The organism is Allobosea sp. Tri-44 (genome assembly GCF_004123845.1).
Lineage (GTDB): Bacteria > Pseudomonadota > Alphaproteobacteria > Rhizobiales > Beijerinckiaceae > Allobosea.
In genome coordinates this window covers 260,841-275,543 of the sequence record NZ_NBDP01000030.1, presented here as the reverse complement: position 1 = coordinate 275,543, position 14,703 = coordinate 260,841, and the positions used below count along the sequence as shown (strand labels likewise).

Sequence of the window (14,703 nt, the reverse complement as noted above, 5' to 3'; positions counted from 1 at the left end):
CGAGATCATGTCGTTGCCGGCGCACTTCTCGGTGGATCGTCATGGTACCGATCAAGGGCCTATATGAGAGCCATCTCACGGTGTCGGACCTTTCGCGATCGATCGCGTTTTACCGGGACATCGTCGGCCTCGAACTTGCCCATACGGTTCCAGCGCGCAATGCGGCTTTCTTCTGGGTCGGCGGGCGTGACAGATCGATGCTCGGACTCTGGTCGATTCAGAGTTCTCCGCTGCGCCTGAGACTTCACATCGCCTTCCACACGGGTCTGGATGAGGTGAAACAATCGGTCCAGGCGCTTCGCGCGAAAGGCATCGTGCCTCGCAATGGCGGTGGCGGTCCTGAGATCGACGAGCCCGTGGTCTTTCCCTGGATGCCAGCAGCGAGCGTCTACTTCGACGATCCGGACGGCCATTCGCTGGAGTATATTGCGATCCTGCCAGGCAAGGCGCAGCCTGACATGTCCGGAACGGTCAAGCTCTCCGAATGGCGGGCGTTGGATGCGGGTGCCGAGTAGGGCCCGCAGCGTTACTTCCTGTTCTGAGCGGCGGCGTGGGCTGGAACATCGCCCGCCACCTCCACGTTCCCTCCCATCGCAGAACAGGGAGGGAACCATGGCTAAGACCGCCGGGCCCAAGGGCCAGCAGCCAGAAGCGCTCGCGACTTTCGCCGCCAGTGCCCGCAATGATGGCAAGAAGCCGAAGGAGATCGGCCTTAAGGCCACCAAGGCGACGAAGCCGCTGAAGACGTCCCCGGAAAAGAAACAGGACGCGGCGACGAAGGTCCTGCGCGAAGGCGTGCTCGGCAAGGATCAGGGCGCCGACAAGGCGATCGACAAGCTGCCGGACCGGACCCGCCGGCATTGAGCGGCCGGCACCCCTACGGTTGACGCCTGCGGGGCCTCTCTTTCTTGTAGATGGCTAAAGAAAATTGCCGTCTAGGGCTGCCGCGCTGAAAGCCAAGTTGACTTTTAGTAGCACAGATATCGATTTGTGCTACTAAATCGAGATGCAGCGCATCCCGCTCAATATCCAGACGCTCTATGCCGATCTGCAGCAGCAGGTCGAGACGGCGTCATCGGACGAGGCGACGGTCGTGGCGACGACTGTCGCCGGCATCCGCTATCTGCGCCTGCAGCGATGGGTCGGTTCCAGCCGCACGGTCGAGCATCTTGGTCGTGCCGATGACCCCGAAGTGCTCGTGCGTGCCGAGGGCGCTCGCGCCGAGATGGCCCGTCGGGAAGAGCGTCGCCGGCTGGTGGCGGCGCTGCGTCGCCTCATCCCTGGGCCTACGACCGCGCTTGGCAAGGTCGCTGATTCCGTCGCCCATGCGGGTCTCTTCCGGCGTGGCGCCGTGCTGGTCGGCACAGCGGCCTATCAGTGCTATCCACCTCTGCTCGGGGCCGTCCTGCCGGCTGCGAGCGTGATGACGCAGGATCTCGACCTGGCCACCGCAGACCTGGCTCTCGACGCGGATATCCAGGGCGACAGCATGTTGGCGATCCTGCGGCGCGCCGAGCCGAGCTTTTCCGCCGTGCCTGGGCTCGATCCGAAAGCGCCGCCTTCGCGCTTTCGCGACGCGCAGGGCTTCGTCGTCGACCTGTTGACGCCGCAGCGTGGCCGCAGCGATCGTGACCCGATGCCGCTCAAGGGGCTCGCCGCCGGCGCGACGCCCCTCCAGTATCTCGACTGGCTGATCGTCGATCCGGTTCCGGCCGTCGCGCTCCACGGCGCGGGCGTGCCGGTGATGTTGCCCCAGCCCGGCCGGTTCGCGGTCCACAAGCTCATCGTCGCGCAAAGGCGCGGCGCGCATGAGATCGTCAAAAGTCGCAAGGACCTTGCACAGGCAGGGGCGATGATCGAACTGCTGCGCGCCGACGCGCCCTATGCTTGGCAGGATGCGTTGGGCGATGCCATGCGGCGCGGCCGGGATGGCTGGTCGAGGCCGATCGAGCGCTCTTTGGCAATGCTCGGCCTCGAACCTTGAATCACCGCACCGGCGGTGCGTGTTGCAGGCCGCCCTGCGTCGACGGCCGGTTCATGTCGCGCGGCAGGTTGAGCGGCGACTTGGCTTCGAGATGAAGTCGGCGACGCCCTGGCGCGTCCCGCAGATCAGCAGGCCGCGCTGCTTGATGCGCCCCAGCGTCGTCCGGGCCTGGGCGGCCGGCGGAAGCGCCGCCGCAAGGCAGAGGCCCGCCAGGGCGCTGCCGAAATTGCAGGCGCGCAGTGCTGAAATTCTGAGCATGATATTCCCCCGATTATCGGCCGCACGATCTAACAGGCTCGCCGACGGGCGGATCGGGTAATCGATTAGTCCGTGCATCCCAGTGCTCTTCTCCGCCGTACCCCGCGCAAGCGTAACCTGGAGACCCGTCCGGCATGTCCGATCCCGTCCTTGTCATCGCCCGCGCCAGGGTTATTCCCGCCGAGCGCGAACGCTTCATCGCGGCGGCGCGCGACTGCATTGCGGCGACACGCCGCGAGCAGGGCTGTCTCGGCTATGACATTTGCGAAAACCTGACCGATCCTGGCCATTTCGTCAGCGTCGAGAGCTGGGAGAAGCGCGCCGATGTCGATCGGCACATGCAGCAGGCCCATCTCCAGGCCTTCTTGGCCATCGCCGGGACTTGCGTCAGCGCCGCTCCGGTGATCGAAGTGGTGGAACCGCGATCGGTCGATCGCCTCTGATCCATCACGCCACGGGTTTTTCCATGCAGCGCGCCATCTCCGTCGTCCGCAAGGCCGCGGTCAAGCAGGACCGGGTCGTCGAGACGCTGACCCTCGACCATGAGGACCGCAACCGTCGCCGCGTCGCGCTGAAAGGCGATGGCGGGCAGGACATCCTGCTCGACCTCGACAAGGCGACCGCGCTCGGCGACGGCGACGCGGTCAAGCTCGAGGACGGCTCGCTCGTCCTGATCAAGGCGGCGGCGCAGAAGCTGATCGAGATCACGGCCGAGAACCCGCTGCGGCTCTCGCGTGTCGCCTGGCATATCGGCAACCGCCACACCCCGGCCGAGATCACCGCGACCGCGATCTATATCGAGCACGACCATGTGCTGGCCGAGATGGTCCGCGGCCAGGGCTGCGCGATGGCTGATGTCGAGCGGCCGTTCCAGCCCGAGCGCGGCGCCTATGACCATGATCACGCCGATTGCGGTCATGACCACGGCCACGCCCATCACGATCATGACCACGGCCACGACCATGGTCATTCCCATGCCGGCCACAGCCATGATCATGGCCAGGATCACGGGCACGAGCACCACCACACGCATGAGCACGCCCATGGCGCGTCCTGCGGCTGCGGCCACGATCACCACGACGACCACGGCCACAAGCATGACCATGGTCATCATGGGCATGAGCACGGCCACAAGGGCCACAAGCACGACCACTGACCATGCAGGGCGCGCTCCTGCCCCTGATGATCTGGCTCTCGCCGGCCTTTCCGGTCGGCGGCTTCGCCTATTCGCACGGGCTGGAGTGGGCGTTCGAGGTCGGCGACCTCGCCGACGCGGAAGGGCTCGCCGACTGGCTCGACGCGCTAATCGAGCACGGCGCGCTGCGCAACGACCTCATCCTCTTCGCCGCGTCCTGGCGCGCGAGCGGCGAGGGCGATGCCAAGGCGCTGCAGGAGGTCGCGGAACTGGCGCTCGCTCTGGCGAACTCGGCCGAGCGCCGGCTCGAGACGGTGACACAGGGCAATGCCTTCGTCTCGGCAATCGCCGCCTCCTGGCCTTGCGCCTCCATCGACGCGCTGCGCGCCGCCTGGCCGGGCGACGTTTCCTATCCAATTGCGGTCGGCGTCGCGGCCAGCGGCCATGGCCTGCCGCTGGCGCCTTCGCTCGAAGCTTTCGCGCTCACCTTCGTCGCGAACCTCGTCTCGGCCGCCGTCCGACTCGGCATGGTCGGCCAGACCGATGGCCAGAAGGTCATTGCCCGGCTGACGCCGGTCTTGCGCGAGGCGGCGGTCCGGGCTGAGGCCATGACGCTCGACGACCTCGGCGGCTGCGTCTTCCGCTCCGACCTCGCGAGCTTGCAGCACGAGACCCAGTATTCGCGGCTGTTCCGCTCATGATTTCCGCCATCGCCATCGCGTTGGCGCTGCTCCTGGCCGTCATCGCCGGCCTGCATGCCTATTGGGGCCGGGGCGGTCTATGGCCGGCCGTCAGCGAGCAGGAACTGATCGCCACCGTCATAGGCAATGCCAGAGCGAAGCGCATGCCGTCGCCCGGCCTGTGCCTGCTCGTCGCGCTGGCGATTGCTGTGACCGCTGTCTGGCCGCTGCTTCTGATCGGGACACCTGGCACTGCCGCCTTGCGACCGCTGCTCCTGCTCGGCGGCTTCGCGATCATGGCGGTGTTCTTGCTTCGGGGCGTTGCCGGCTTCCTGCCGGCCTGGCGGCGGCTGCATCCGCGCGAGCCTTTCGCCAGCTATGATCGCCGCTATTACTCGCCGCTCTGCCTGCTGATCGCCGCGGGCTATGCGGTGCTGCTCCTGCAAGGACCCTGATCGATGACCCGCTCTCCACACGGCCCCTTGCGCGTCGGCATCGGCGGCCCGGTCGGCTCCGGCAAGACCGCGCTGATGGAGGCGCTCTGCAAGCGCATGCGCGACCGCTACGAGATCTGCGCCATCACCAACGACATCTACACCAAGGAGGATGCCCGCATCCTCACCGTCTCCGGCGCCCTGCCGGAGGAGCGGATCATGGGCGTCGAGACCGGTGGCTGCCCGCATACCGCAATCCGCGAGGATTGCTCGATCAACCTCGCGGCGGTCGCGGAGATGCGCGGCAAGTTCCCCACGCTCGACTTGATCCTGATCGAATCCGGCGGCGACAACCTCGCCGCGACCTTCTCGCCAGAACTCGCCGACCTGACGATCTACGTGATCGACGTTGCCGCCGGCGAGAAGATCCCGCGCAAGGGCGGGCCGGGCATCACCCGCTCCGACCTGCTCGTCATCAACAAGACCGATCTCGCCCCGCATGTCGGCGCGGATCTTGCTGTGATGGATCGGGATTCGAAGACCATGCGCGGCAAGCGCCCCTATGCCTTCACCAATACGCGGGCGGGGGAGGGCGTCGACCTGGTCGTCGATTTCATCGAGACTGCCGGCGGGTTGAAAGCGCCGGCCCTGAGCTGAAGATTAGGACACTGACGATGCGCGCGACCGGATCTCTTGCCATGCTGCTGACCCTCGTTTCGGCTCCGGCCTTCGCCCATACCGGCGCCGGGCCGGTCGATGGCTTTATCCACGGCCTGATGCATCCGCTGACCGGGCTCGACCATGTGCTGGCGATGGTCGCGGTCGGCCTCTGGGCCGGGCTCGTCGGCGGCAAGGCGCGTATCGCCTACCCCGCTGCCTTCGTCGGCACGATGGCGCTGGCCGGCGCCTGGGGCATGTCCGGCGGCGCGCTGCCGGGCGTCGAGACGGGCATCGCCTTCTCGGTGATCATCCTCGGCGCCGCGGTCGCGCTGAAGGCCTCGCCGCCGCTCGCCGCGGGGACGCTCGCCTGCGGCATCCTCGCCATCTTCCACGGCTTCGCCCATGGCGCCGAGCTGCCCGAGAACGCCAGCGGCTTCGCCTATGCTGCCGGTTTCGTCATCGCGACGGCCGCGCTCCACCTCGTCGGCATCCTGCTGGCCCGGGCGCTTGCTGTCCGTGCGCCTCTCTTCGCCCGCGTCGCCGGCGGGGGGCTCGTGCTTGCAGGCGTCGCGCTCCTCGCCGGCTGAGCGCCCGTCATCGCCATGTCATGAAGACCGGCCAATCGCGCCGTCCTTTCAGTGACCGAGGCGGGGCATGAGTCTGCATATCACCGGCGGCGAGGTGCTGACCGAAACGCTCATCCGTGCCGACCTCGTCACAGAAGGGGAGAACATCGCTGCCCTTGACGGCGCCGCTCCGGCTGCTGCGCTGCGCTTCGATGCCACCGGCCTTTATGTCCTGCCCGGCATAGTAGACTGCCATGGCGACGCCTTCGAGCGCCACATCATGCCGCGGCCGGGCGTCGCCTTCGACATCGACCTCGCTTTGCGCGACGCCGACCGCGCCATCCTCGCGAGTGGCATCACCACCGCCTTCCACGGCGTCACCTGGTCCTGGGAGCCCGGCCTGCGCGGCGCCGACAACGCCCGCCAACTGGTCGAGCGGATCGCGGCGTTGAAGCCCGATCTCGGCGCGGACACGCGCTTTCACCTGCGTCACGAGACCTTCAATCTCGCCGCCGAGGCCGAGATCATCGACTGGCTCGGCACTGGGCGCGTCGGCGTGCTCGCCTTCAACGACCACACCGGCGGCATCCTGAAGTCGAGCAGCCGGCCGGGCAAGATCGCCAAGATGGTCGAGCGCACCGGGCTGACGCATGAGGACTTCATGGCGCTGGCCGAGAATGTCTGGGCCCGCAAGGACGAGGTGCCGGGCTCGGTCGAGCGACTTGCTGCGGTGGCGCGCGCTGCCGGTGTCCCGGCAATGTCGCATGACGACATGACGCCCGAGATGCGGCGCTGGTATCGTGGCCTCGGCGTCACCGTCGCCGAATTCCCGATCAACGAGGCGACGACGCGCGAGGCAGCCGCCCATGGCGAGGCGGTCGTCTTCGGCGCGCCGAACGTTGTGCGCGGCGGCTCGCATATCGATTGCCCGGCGGCCGAGGCGATGGTGCGCGAGGGGCTCTGCACCATCCTGGCCTCGGACTACTACTACCCCGCCTTGCCGCTCGCGCCCTTCATCCTGGCGCGCAAGGGCGCCGCGGATTTCGCCACCGCCTGGCGCTTGGTCTCGCAGGGACCGGCAGGGGCACTCGGGCTCTCCGATCGTGGCGTCATCGCGCCCGGCAAGCGTGCCGACCTCGTCCTGGTCGCACCGGAGCCGCAGCCGCGCGTCGTCGCGACCATCGCCGGCGGGCGGCTGGTGCATCTGGCCGAGCAGCGGATCTTGGCCTGAGGGCGCCAGGAGACCGCCGCCGAAAGGGCGGGCATTACCGCTAGAGGCACGTCAGCTGACCATTCAACCCGGTCGTGGTTACCGGGACGGCTCGAGACGGAGTTGTCACTGCTCGACATGATATGCGTGAGAATGGTACTTTCTCCCCACTACCGGTCGACTCTTTAAGTCCCGCGATGAATCGCGCCGCAAGGCGGCGTCAGTGATGATCGCTTTCGATGGGGACAGAGATTGAGGTAGCCCGATGGCGTCTGGAAACCCGCCTTGGCCTACAAATACGCTTGCGCACCGACCTCCAGCAAAGCGGCGCTCGCTGAGTGTGACAGCTCTTGCCTGTCTTGCGGGCTTCGTCGGGCCGCTGGGGGCATATTGTCCAATAATGCCGTTGGCGCAGGCTGCCGAGCGGTCTGCTGCAACGTCCGGTACGGGAATGAAAGACGCTCGCGCGCCTTCGGCCAAGCCGTCTCGTGCTCCTCTGTCCGAGAACGTGGAGCAACGGGACGCCGCCCCGCTGCCTCCGCCGCCATCATTCTATTCATTCGGTCATTTGGGCGACCACCTGTGGTCCGTGCGCTGGGAGTTGGCAGCCGTCGGCGGCGCCATCGCCGTCATCGGGTTCCGCGACTGGGGCTGGGGCGATTCCGGCTTTCGATTTATCGAAGAAGGCTGGTTTGCAAAGAACACGCGACATGGCGGAATGGACAAGATTGGCCACGCCTTCTCGACCTTTGTCATCGCCGATCTCTTGACCGATCAGATCCGGGCGAACGCAGCCAATCCCACCGGCGCCCAGGTCACTGGCGCTCTGCTGGCGTTCGGTATCATGGGGCTGGTCGAGACTCTGGACGGTTTTGCTGGCAAGCATCGTTTCTCGCGTGAGGACATTGCCGCGAACGCTGTCGGCGCCGCCTTCTCAATGATCCGCAACACTGTTCCGGGCATGCGCGAAAAGCTCGACTGGCGCTTGATGTACACGCCCGCCAGTTATGAAAGGCCGGGCATCACGACCTCTGATGCCGGTATCCTGCCTCCCTATGAGCGCCAGCGCTATGTCATGGCCTTGAAGGCCAGTGGCTTTGAGAGACTCAAGAACACGCCCCTTCGCTATGTCGAGCTGCATGCAGGCTTCGATGCGCGAGGGTTTGAGAAGAAGGAGCGCGCCCTCGGTTATCCGATCGAGCGGACGTTCTATGTCGGCGTCGGCCTGAATCTGAACGAAGTCCTGTTTGGAGCAGGGCCACTGCCCAATTTTGCAAAGCAGAAGGACACATTGCCGGCCAGGATTGCCCGGAAGACCTTCGAATACGTCCAGGTGCCTTACACTGCGGTCTATGGCGGGACCAGATTCTCGACGATCCGCAGGTGATGGCGATGCACCAACGAGACTCGTCGAAACACTGAAAATCCCAAGGCTCTCTACGAGCCGCCTGGGCTGCCGCCTTCTCTCAGGCGGCGTAGCCCTTCACGCTGGCCAGCGCCGTCATCACGCCGCGCAACTCCGCCAGCCCGCGCAAGCGGCCGACGGCCGGATAGCCCGGGAACGAGCCCTTCTTGGCGTCGTCGAGCAGTTCATGGCCATGGTCGGGGCGCATCGGGATGCGCCAGTGCGTCCAGCCGGCGGCCTTGCGGCGGGTCTGCTCGGCCATCAGCGCATCGACCAGGGCGACCATGTCGGTGTCGCCGCCGAGATGCTCGGCTTCCATGAAGGAGCCGTCCGGATCCTTGGCGACATTGCGCAGATGCGCGAACCAGATCCGGTTGGCGAAGCGGCGCGCGATTCCCGGCACATCGTTCTTCGGATTGGCGCCGAGCGAGCCGGAGCAGAGGGTAAGCCCGTTCGAGGGGCTGTCGACCGCGCCGAGGATGAAGGCGATGTCGTCCTCGTTCGAGCAGATGCGCGGCAGGCCGAACAGCGGCCGCGGCGGGTCGTCCGGATGGATGCACATGCGGATGCCGACTTCTTGCGCGGTCGGGATCACCGCCTCGAGGAAGCGCTTGAGATTGGCGCGCAGGCCGTCATGGCTCATATCGGCATAGCGCGCGAGGATGCGCTTCAGGCCCGCCACGTCGTAGCGGTCATAGGCGCCGGGCAGGCCGGCCATGATGTTGGCCATCAGCTTCGTCCGGTCGGCCTCGGAGGAGCGCTCGAACCAGGCCTTGGCCTTGTCCATCACCTCGGCCGGATGGCCTTGGTCGGCGCCCGGCCGCTGCAGCATGAAATGGTCGACGACGACGTATTCGTGCAGGTTGAAGCGCAGCGCGGTGCCGCCGCCGGGGAGAGGCTGGGCGAGGTCGGTCCGGGTCCAGTCCAGCACCGGCATGAAATTGTAGCAGACCACCTCGATGCCGCAGGCGGCGAGATTGCGCAGCGACTGGCGGTAATTGGCGAAGATGGTCTCGAGGTCGCCTTCGCCGATCTTGACGTCTTCGTGGATGGGCAGGCTCTCGACCACCGACCAGCGCAGGCCGAGGCTCTTGTCGGCCTCGATGATCGCCTTGCGCATCTCGATCTCCTCGACGCTCCAGACCACGCCATAGGGAATCTGATGGAGCGCGTTGACGATGCCACGCGCGCCCGCCTGCCGGGCCTCGGCGAGCGTCACCACATCGTCCGGGCCGAACCAGCGCCAGGTCTGTTCCATCGTCTCTGTCCTTTAGGCTGCCGTCTGTCGCGGCTTCGTCAGGTGGGTTTGCTGAGCCCGCCATTCGCGGCGAAGGCGTCGACATGGTCGCGCGCGATCGTCTCGATGGCGTCGAAGACGGTGCGCAGATGCGCCCGCATGGTGCGCTCGGCCTTGGCCACGTCGCCGGCGCTGACCGCTTCGGCGATCTGGCGGTGCTCGCCCAGGATCATCTCGGACCAGCCGCCGGTATCGAGCGACAGGCAGCGAACGCGGTCGAGCTGGGCCTTGACGCTCTCGATCAGGCCCCAGACTGAGGGGTGGCCCGAGAGCCGCGCCAGCTCGGCATGGAATTCCTCGTCTCCGCGGAAGAAACCGGCGCGATCACCCTCGGCGAGTGCCTGTTCTTGCTGCTGGATGAGAGCGGCGAGGGCGGTTTTGCCGGCGTCGTCGATGTTCTGCGCCGCCAGCACGACCGTCCGGCATTCCAGCGTTTCGCGTACGAACTGGCTGTCATAGACGGCAGCGAGGTCGATCGGCGCGACGAAGGTGCCGACCTGCGGCACGACCACGAGAAAGCCGTCCTCGACCAGCCGCTTGAACGATTCGCGCACCGGCGTGCGGCTGACACCGAACTGCAGCGCCATGCGCGCTTCCGAGATCGATTCGCCCGGACGCAGTACCGCGTTCAGGATGTCGCCGCGCAACGCCCGGTAGATCTGGTCGGTGCTCTGTCTCGCCGCGGCGATGCCCATTGCCAAGCTCTTGTTCACTAGTATACTAGGATACCGGCTCGAACGGAGGCGTCAACTCCGAAAGCCGCGAATTCAATAGAAGCCGGTGCTAAAAGTGCCGCAAGAGCCCGCTTTTCACGGGCTGGGGAAACAGCAGGCGGCGAGGCCGCCGGGAGGGGAGATCATGGTCCAGGATACGATCCATCGCCGTACATTCCTCGGCGGCGTCGCTGGCATGGCCGGTATCGCGGCCGCGCCCGGAGCCTTTGCTCAAACGCTCAAGCTGCCGGCGTCCCCGCTGACGATCAGCGTCATCGATGTCGGCGGGGCGCTCGCGCTGGTCCAGACGCCGCTGGAGAACTACCCTAAGGCAAATCCCAAGGCCGTCTCGCGGATGGTCTTCACCAAGGCACCCGCTCCGGAGCTGCCGGCCAAGCTGAAGGCGCAGCAGGATGCCGGCCGCGTCGACATCGATTTTGTCATCGGCGGCCTCGACGTGCTCTCGGCCGGCATCGACCAGAAGCTCTGGGTCGAGTTGCTGCCGCGTTTCGCCGCCGACCTGCCCAAGCCCGATGACATCTACCTGAAGCCAGCGCTCGCCATGCATAATCTCGGGCGCGGCCAGGCCATGGCGATGGTCTATTACCCGTCCGGTCCGCTGCTTGAATACATGCCCGATAAGGTCAAGACGCCGCCGACCACGGCGCAGGAGCTGCTCGACTGGACGAAGCAGAACAAGAACCGCTTCCTCTATGCCCGCCCGGCCAATTCCGGCCCCGGCCGCACCTTCATCATGGGCCTGCCCTATATTCTTGGCGACAGCGATCCCAAGGATCCGGCCAAGGGCTGGGACAAGACCTGGGCCTATCTCAAGGCCCTCGGCGAGAACATCGAATACTACCCCGGCGGCACCGGCGCGACGATGAAGGAGCTCGGCGACGGCTCGCGCGACATCATCGTCTCGACGACGGGCTGGGACATCAATCCGCGCGTGCTCGGCGTCGTGCCGAAGGAAGCCAAGATCCAGACCTTGAAGGGCTTCCACTGGGTCACCGACGCCCAGTACATGATGATCCCCAAGGGCGTCTCCGACGAGAAGCTCGCCGTGCTGCTCGACCTGATCCGCCACATGCTGACGCCGCAGCAACAGGCCTATACCTATGACGAGGGCTACTTCTATCCGGGCCCGGCGGTGAAGGACGTGCCGCTCTCGATGGCGCCGGAGTCGAGTCAGAAGGCGATCCGCGAATACGGCCGTCCGGAATACGACAAGCTGATCGCCGAGAACCCGATGGAAACCCCGCTCGACCCCGACAAGATGGTCGTCGCCTTCCGCATCTGGGACGAGCAAGTCGGCGGCGCCAAGCGCAAATAGGCCTTGCTGCGATCACCAGGCAGGCCGGTCCTTGACCGGCCTGCCGCCTTGCTGTCGCCTGTCGGCGGCCTCCAGTCCATCCGTTCGAACTTGATGGTCCTTCATGTCGATACATGCCGCGAATTTCCGCGAACTCAGGCTCGATCGGCTCTGCCGCGATTTCGGGACGCATAACGCCGTCAAGGACGTCTCGCTGACGATCAAGCAGGGCGAGTTCATCGCGCTGCTCGGCCCGTCGGGCTGCGGCAAGTCGACGACGCTGAACCTGATCGCCGGCCTCCTGCCTGCGACCGGCGGCGGCATCTGGCTCGATGAGAAGCGCATCGACCCGCTCCGCCCGGAGGAGCGCGGCTTCGGCATGGTCTTCCAGAGCTACGCGCTCTTCCCGCATATGACCGTGCGCAAGAATATCGGCTTCGGCCTCAAGATGCGCGGCATGCCCAGGGCCGAGAGCGACCAGCGCGTCGCCGAGGCGGTCGCGCTGGTCCGCCTGCAGGGCCAGGAGACGAAGCTGCCCGGTCAGCTCTCCGGCGGTCAGCAGCAGCGCGTCGCCATCGCCCGCGCCATCGCGGTGCAGCCGCCGCTGGTGCTGATGGACGAGCCGCTTTCCAATCTCGACGCCAAATTGCGTCTCGAGATGCGCGCCGAGATCAGGCGCATCCACAACACGCTCGGCGCCACCACCATCTACGTCACTCACGACCAGGAGGAGGCGCTCTCGCTCGCCGACCGCATCGTCGTGATGCGCGATGGCGAGATTCGCCAGGTCGGCGGGCCGGAGGATTTGTTCTCGCGGCCGGACCATCTCGATGTCGCCGAGTTCATGGGTTTCCGCAACAAGGTCGCCGGCCGCGTCGCCTCGGTCGCTGACGGGCAGGCGACGGTCACCTGCGGCGAGGTCGGCGTCGCCGGACGCGTAAGGTCGCAGGTCGTGGCCGGGCAGGGTGCCCATATCTCGATCCGCCCCGAGGACCTGCACCCGGTCGCGGATGGCGCGCCGGGGCTCAAGGCCAAGGTCGTCTCGACAGAGTTCCATGGCCGCGAATTCGTCGGCTTTGCGCGGATGGCGGACGACACGCCGCTGACCTTCCTGGCCGATAGCCGTATCGCGCCCGGCACCGAGATCCGCCTCGCCGCCGCTCCGGATCGCGTCCTGGTCTTCGGAGAGGGCGCATGAGCACCGTGCCAGGCGCGGCGTCCAGCATCGCCGAGATTCCGCTGAAACAGCGCCTTGCCGCGCGTGGCCTCGACGGGCTGACCCTGCTCGTCCTGCCGGCGGTGATCTTTCTGCTGGCGCTGTTCATCTACCCGTTCTTCTACGGGCTGTTTCTGTCCTTCAATCCGAAGGCAGGCGGGGCGCTGGCGAACTACCAGCGCTTCTTCTCGGATTCCTTCCTCTACGGCACGATTGCGACCACGCTCTGGCTCGCCATGCCGGTGACCATCCTGACTCTGCTGCTGGCGATCCCGATCGCCTTCCGCGTCCGGCTGATGAAGAACCAGCGCCTGCTCACCACCATCCTGGTGATCCCGATCACGCTCGGCACCGTGCTCGTCGCCGAAGGGCTCTTGAACTATCTCGGTCCGCAGGGCTGGTTCAACCGGACGCTGATGGCGATCGGCCTGATCTCAAGCCCGGTGAAGCTCCTGCACAATTACTGGGGCGTGATGCTCTCGCTGGTCATCACCGGCTTCCCCTTCACCTTTCTCCTGACGTTGTCTTATCTCACCGGCGTCGATCCGGCGCTGGAGCAGGCCGGCGCAACGCTCGGCGCCGGACCCTGGGAGCGCTTCAAGCACATCCTCCTGCCGCTGCTGCTGCCCGGACTGGCGATCACCTTCTGCCTCAGCTTCGTGCAGGCCTTCTCGGTCTTCCCCTCGGCGGTGCTGCTTGGCGCGCCGGCGGGGCCTACGCGCGTGATCTCGATCGCCGCCTACCAAGCCGCCTTCGAGGAATACGATTACTCGATGGCCTCCGCCGTCGCGATGATCATGGGCGTGGTCCAGCTCGCCATCGTCGTCGCGGTTCTGGGCCTGCGCGGCATGCTCTATCGCGGCCCGGCCGGCGGCGGGAAGGGCTGATCCGATGGTCAAGGACACCCGCCTTTCCACCAAGCTCTGGGCCGCGGCCAACTGGACGCTGATCGGCTTCTTCATCGTCAACCTGTTCGGCATGATCGCGGCGGTGGTGACGAGCTCGTTCTCGACACGCTGGCTGCGCTCCTGGCTGCCGGATGGCTGGACGACGCGCTGGTACGGCGCCGCCTGGGCCGAGTTCCAACTCGGCGACGTGCTCACGGTCACCTTCCAGATCGTCTTCCTCGTCGTCTTCCTGTCGGGGCTGATCGGCGTGCCGGCCGCCTATGCGCTGGCGCGGCGCGACTTCCCAGGCAAGAAGCTGGTGATGCTGCTCTTCCTGCTGCCGCTGCTGGTGCCGCCGATCACCTTCGGCATTCCGCTGGCGACCGTGCTCTATCGCACCGGCCTCGCCGGCTCGATGTCGGGCGTGGTGCTCGCCAATCTCGTGCCGACCGTGCCCTTCGTCATCCTGGTGATGATCCCGTTCATCGAGCAGATCGACACCAAGATCGAGGCGGCGGCGCGCGTCTTCGGCGCCAACACCTTCAAGCTCTTCATTTACGTGCTGCTGCCGCTGCTGATGCCCGGCATCCTCGCCGCGCTGCTGCTCGTGCTGGTCCGCACGATCGCGATGTTCGAGCTGACCTTCCTGACGGCAGGCCCGACCAGCCAGACGCTGGTGGTGGCGCTCTACTACGCCGTCTTCGCCGCCGGCGTGCGCGCCGTGCAGTCGATCGACGCCATGGCGGTGATCTACATGGTGACGACGCTGATCTGGCTGATCATCGCGCTGCGCTTCGTCAACCCGACGCAGATCGTGGCGCGGGCGAAGCGGTAACGTCCGCTTCTCGTCATTGCGACGAGCGTAGCGACGAAGCAATCCAGGAGCCACAGAGCTCAACGCCCCCTGGATGGCATCGCTGCGCTCGCAATGACGAGGGAACCT

18 protein-coding genes are annotated in these 14,703 nt (G+C 66.3%); 15 read left to right on the top strand and 3 right to left on the bottom strand.

The window, feature by feature from the left end; all coding sequences use genetic code 11:
* Positions 1-41 precede the first annotated feature (41 nt).
* From B6S44_RS17780 to B6S44_RS17770, 3 genes are all read left to right on the top strand, one after another.
* A complete protein-coding gene (locus tag B6S44_RS17780; protein ID WP_129158220.1) occupies positions 42-515 on the top strand; it encodes a VOC family protein in 474 nt (157 codons plus the stop codon).
* A 97-nt stretch (positions 516-612) separates the two neighbouring features.
* Positions 613-864 carry a hypothetical protein gene (locus tag B6S44_RS17775; RefSeq protein ID WP_129158219.1) on the top strand — a complete coding sequence of 84 codons (252 nt, stop codon included), beginning with the start codon at positions 613-615 and terminating at the stop codon, positions 862-864.
* Between the two features lie 142 nt (positions 865-1,006).
* Positions 1,007-1,984: a GSU2403 family nucleotidyltransferase fold protein gene (locus tag B6S44_RS17770; RefSeq protein WP_129158218.1), complete on the top strand. Its 978-nt coding sequence runs from the start codon at positions 1,007-1,009 to the stop codon at positions 1,982-1,984.
* A 51-nt stretch (positions 1,985-2,035) separates the two neighbouring features.
* On the opposite strand, the gene B6S44_RS17765 is transcribed toward B6S44_RS17770, so the two are convergent.
* Entirely contained in the window at positions 2,036-2,242 is a 207-nt protein-coding gene (locus B6S44_RS17765) for a hypothetical protein (RefSeq protein ID WP_129158217.1), read from the bottom strand.
* A 134-nt stretch (positions 2,243-2,376) separates the two neighbouring features.
* Here B6S44_RS17765 and B6S44_RS17760 point away from each other — a divergent pair, with 134 nt between their 5' ends.
* The 8 genes from B6S44_RS17760 (at position 2,377) to B6S44_RS17725 (ending at position 8,314) form a co-directional block, all read left to right on the top strand.
* Positions 2,377-2,685: a putative quinol monooxygenase gene (locus B6S44_RS17760; RefSeq protein ID WP_129158216.1), complete on the top strand. Its 309-nt coding sequence runs from the start codon at positions 2,377-2,379 to the stop codon at positions 2,683-2,685.
* A gap of 23 nt (positions 2,686-2,708) precedes the next feature.
* Entirely contained in the window at positions 2,709-3,398 is a 690-nt protein-coding gene (locus B6S44_RS17755) for an urease accessory protein UreE (protein ID WP_129158215.1), read from the top strand.
* 2 nt (positions 3,399-3,400) lie between these two features.
* Positions 3,401-4,078 carry an urease accessory protein UreF gene (locus B6S44_RS17750; protein ID WP_129158214.1) on the top strand — a complete coding sequence of 226 codons (678 nt, stop codon included), beginning with the start codon at positions 3,401-3,403 and terminating at the stop codon, positions 4,076-4,078.
* A complete protein-coding gene (locus B6S44_RS17745; RefSeq protein ID WP_129158213.1) occupies positions 4,075-4,512 on the top strand; it encodes a DUF3995 domain-containing protein in 438 nt (145 codons plus the stop codon). The genes B6S44_RS17750 and B6S44_RS17745 overlap by 4 nt, the downstream gene beginning before the upstream one ends.
* A gap of 3 nt (positions 4,513-4,515) precedes the next feature.
* Positions 4,516-5,148 (top strand): urease accessory protein UreG, encoded by a 633-nt coding sequence (gene ureG, locus B6S44_RS17740; RefSeq protein WP_129158212.1) that lies wholly within the window; start codon positions 4,516-4,518, stop codon positions 5,146-5,148.
* Positions 5,149-5,189: 41 nt separating this feature from the next.
* Complete coding sequence (locus B6S44_RS17735) at positions 5,190-5,738, top strand: HupE/UreJ family protein (protein WP_248309636.1); 549 nt, start codon at positions 5,190-5,192, stop codon at positions 5,736-5,738.
* Positions 5,739-5,805: 67 nt separating this feature from the next.
* Entirely contained in the window at positions 5,806-6,948 is a 1,143-nt protein-coding gene (locus B6S44_RS17730) for an alpha-D-ribose 1-methylphosphonate 5-triphosphate diphosphatase (RefSeq protein WP_129158210.1), read from the top strand.
* A 430-nt stretch (positions 6,949-7,378) separates the two neighbouring features.
* Positions 7,379-8,314 carry a DUF2279 domain-containing protein gene (locus tag B6S44_RS17725; protein ID WP_164985875.1) on the top strand — a complete coding sequence of 312 codons (936 nt, stop codon included), beginning with the start codon at positions 7,379-7,381 and terminating at the stop codon, positions 8,312-8,314.
* A 79-nt stretch (positions 8,315-8,393) separates the two neighbouring features.
* Here the strand turns inward: B6S44_RS17725 and uxuA are convergent, their stop codons facing one another.
* Positions 8,394-9,590: a mannonate dehydratase gene (uxuA, locus tag B6S44_RS17720; protein WP_129158208.1), complete on the bottom strand. Its 1,197-nt coding sequence runs from the start codon at positions 9,588-9,590 to the stop codon at positions 8,394-8,396.
* Between the two features lie 38 nt (positions 9,591-9,628).
* Entirely contained in the window at positions 9,629-10,324 is a 696-nt protein-coding gene (locus B6S44_RS17715) for a GntR family transcriptional regulator (protein WP_129158207.1), read from the bottom strand.
* A 163-nt stretch (positions 10,325-10,487) separates the two neighbouring features.
* On the opposite strand from B6S44_RS17715, the gene B6S44_RS17710 reads away from it, so the two are divergent.
* The 4 genes from B6S44_RS17710 (at position 10,488) to B6S44_RS17695 (ending at position 14,595) form a co-directional block, all read left to right on the top strand.
* Positions 10,488-11,678: an extracellular solute-binding protein gene (locus tag B6S44_RS17710; RefSeq protein ID WP_129158206.1), complete on the top strand. Its 1,191-nt coding sequence runs from the start codon at positions 10,488-10,490 to the stop codon at positions 11,676-11,678.
* A 103-nt stretch (positions 11,679-11,781) separates the two neighbouring features.
* Positions 11,782-12,855, top strand: coding sequence for an ABC transporter ATP-binding protein (locus B6S44_RS17705; protein ID WP_129158205.1), 1,074 nt, complete (start codon positions 11,782-11,784; stop codon positions 12,853-12,855).
* The gene (locus B6S44_RS17700) at positions 12,852-13,760 is read left to right on the top strand and encodes an ABC transporter permease (RefSeq protein WP_129158204.1); all 909 of its coding nucleotides are present in this window, start codon (positions 12,852-12,854) and stop codon (positions 13,758-13,760) included. The genes B6S44_RS17705 and B6S44_RS17700 overlap by 4 nt, the downstream gene beginning before the upstream one ends.
* A gap of 4 nt (positions 13,761-13,764) precedes the next feature.
* Positions 13,765-14,595 (top strand): ABC transporter permease, encoded by an 831-nt coding sequence (locus tag B6S44_RS17695; RefSeq protein WP_129158203.1) that lies wholly within the window; start codon positions 13,765-13,767, stop codon positions 14,593-14,595.
* The last annotated feature ends 108 nt before the right edge of the window (positions 14,596-14,703 follow it).

Excerpts from the sequence above, each read along its gene's own strand:
- B6S44_RS17705 (WP_129158205.1), top strand. The coding sequence starts at position 11,782 with ATGTCGATACATGCCGCGAATTTCCGCGAACTCAGGCTCGATCGGCTC.
- ureG (WP_129158212.1), top strand. The coding sequence starts at position 4,516 with ATGACCCGCTCTCCACACGGCCCCTTGCGCGTCGGCATCGGCGGCCCG.
- B6S44_RS17765 (WP_129158217.1), bottom strand. The coding sequence starts at position 2,242 with ATGCTCAGAATTTCAGCACTGCGCGCCTGCAATTTCGGCAGCGCCCTG.
- B6S44_RS17760 (WP_129158216.1), top strand. The coding sequence starts at position 2,377 with ATGTCCGATCCCGTCCTTGTCATCGCCCGCGCCAGGGTTATTCCCGCC.
- B6S44_RS17735 (WP_248309636.1), top strand. The coding sequence starts at position 5,190 with ATGCTGCTGACCCTCGTTTCGGCTCCGGCCTTCGCCCATACCGGCGCC.
- B6S44_RS17700 (WP_129158204.1), top strand. The coding sequence starts at position 12,852 with ATGAGCACCGTGCCAGGCGCGGCGTCCAGCATCGCCGAGATTCCGCTG.
- B6S44_RS17715 (WP_129158207.1), bottom strand. The coding sequence starts at position 10,324 with ATGGGCATCGCCGCGGCGAGACAGAGCACCGACCAGATCTACCGGGCG.
- B6S44_RS17780 (WP_129158220.1), top strand. The coding sequence starts at position 42 with ATGGTACCGATCAAGGGCCTATATGAGAGCCATCTCACGGTGTCGGAC.
- B6S44_RS17750 (WP_129158214.1), top strand. The coding sequence starts at position 3,401 with ATGCAGGGCGCGCTCCTGCCCCTGATGATCTGGCTCTCGCCGGCCTTT.
- B6S44_RS17775 (WP_129158219.1), top strand. The coding sequence starts at position 613 with ATGGCTAAGACCGCCGGGCCCAAGGGCCAGCAGCCAGAAGCGCTCGCG.
- B6S44_RS17725 (WP_164985875.1), top strand. The coding sequence starts at position 7,379 with ATGAAAGACGCTCGCGCGCCTTCGGCCAAGCCGTCTCGTGCTCCTCTG.
- B6S44_RS17730 (WP_129158210.1), top strand. The coding sequence starts at position 5,806 with ATGAGTCTGCATATCACCGGCGGCGAGGTGCTGACCGAAACGCTCATC.
- B6S44_RS17755 (WP_129158215.1), top strand. The coding sequence starts at position 2,709 with ATGCAGCGCGCCATCTCCGTCGTCCGCAAGGCCGCGGTCAAGCAGGAC.
- B6S44_RS17770 (WP_129158218.1), top strand. The coding sequence starts at position 1,007 with ATGCAGCGCATCCCGCTCAATATCCAGACGCTCTATGCCGATCTGCAG.
- B6S44_RS17710 (WP_129158206.1), top strand. The coding sequence starts at position 10,488 with ATGGTCCAGGATACGATCCATCGCCGTACATTCCTCGGCGGCGTCGCT.
- uxuA (WP_129158208.1), bottom strand. The coding sequence starts at position 9,590 with ATGGAACAGACCTGGCGCTGGTTCGGCCCGGACGATGTGGTGACGCTC.
- B6S44_RS17745 (WP_129158213.1), top strand. The coding sequence starts at position 4,075 with ATGATTTCCGCCATCGCCATCGCGTTGGCGCTGCTCCTGGCCGTCATC.
- B6S44_RS17695 (WP_129158203.1), top strand. The coding sequence starts at position 13,765 with ATGGTCAAGGACACCCGCCTTTCCACCAAGCTCTGGGCCGCGGCCAAC.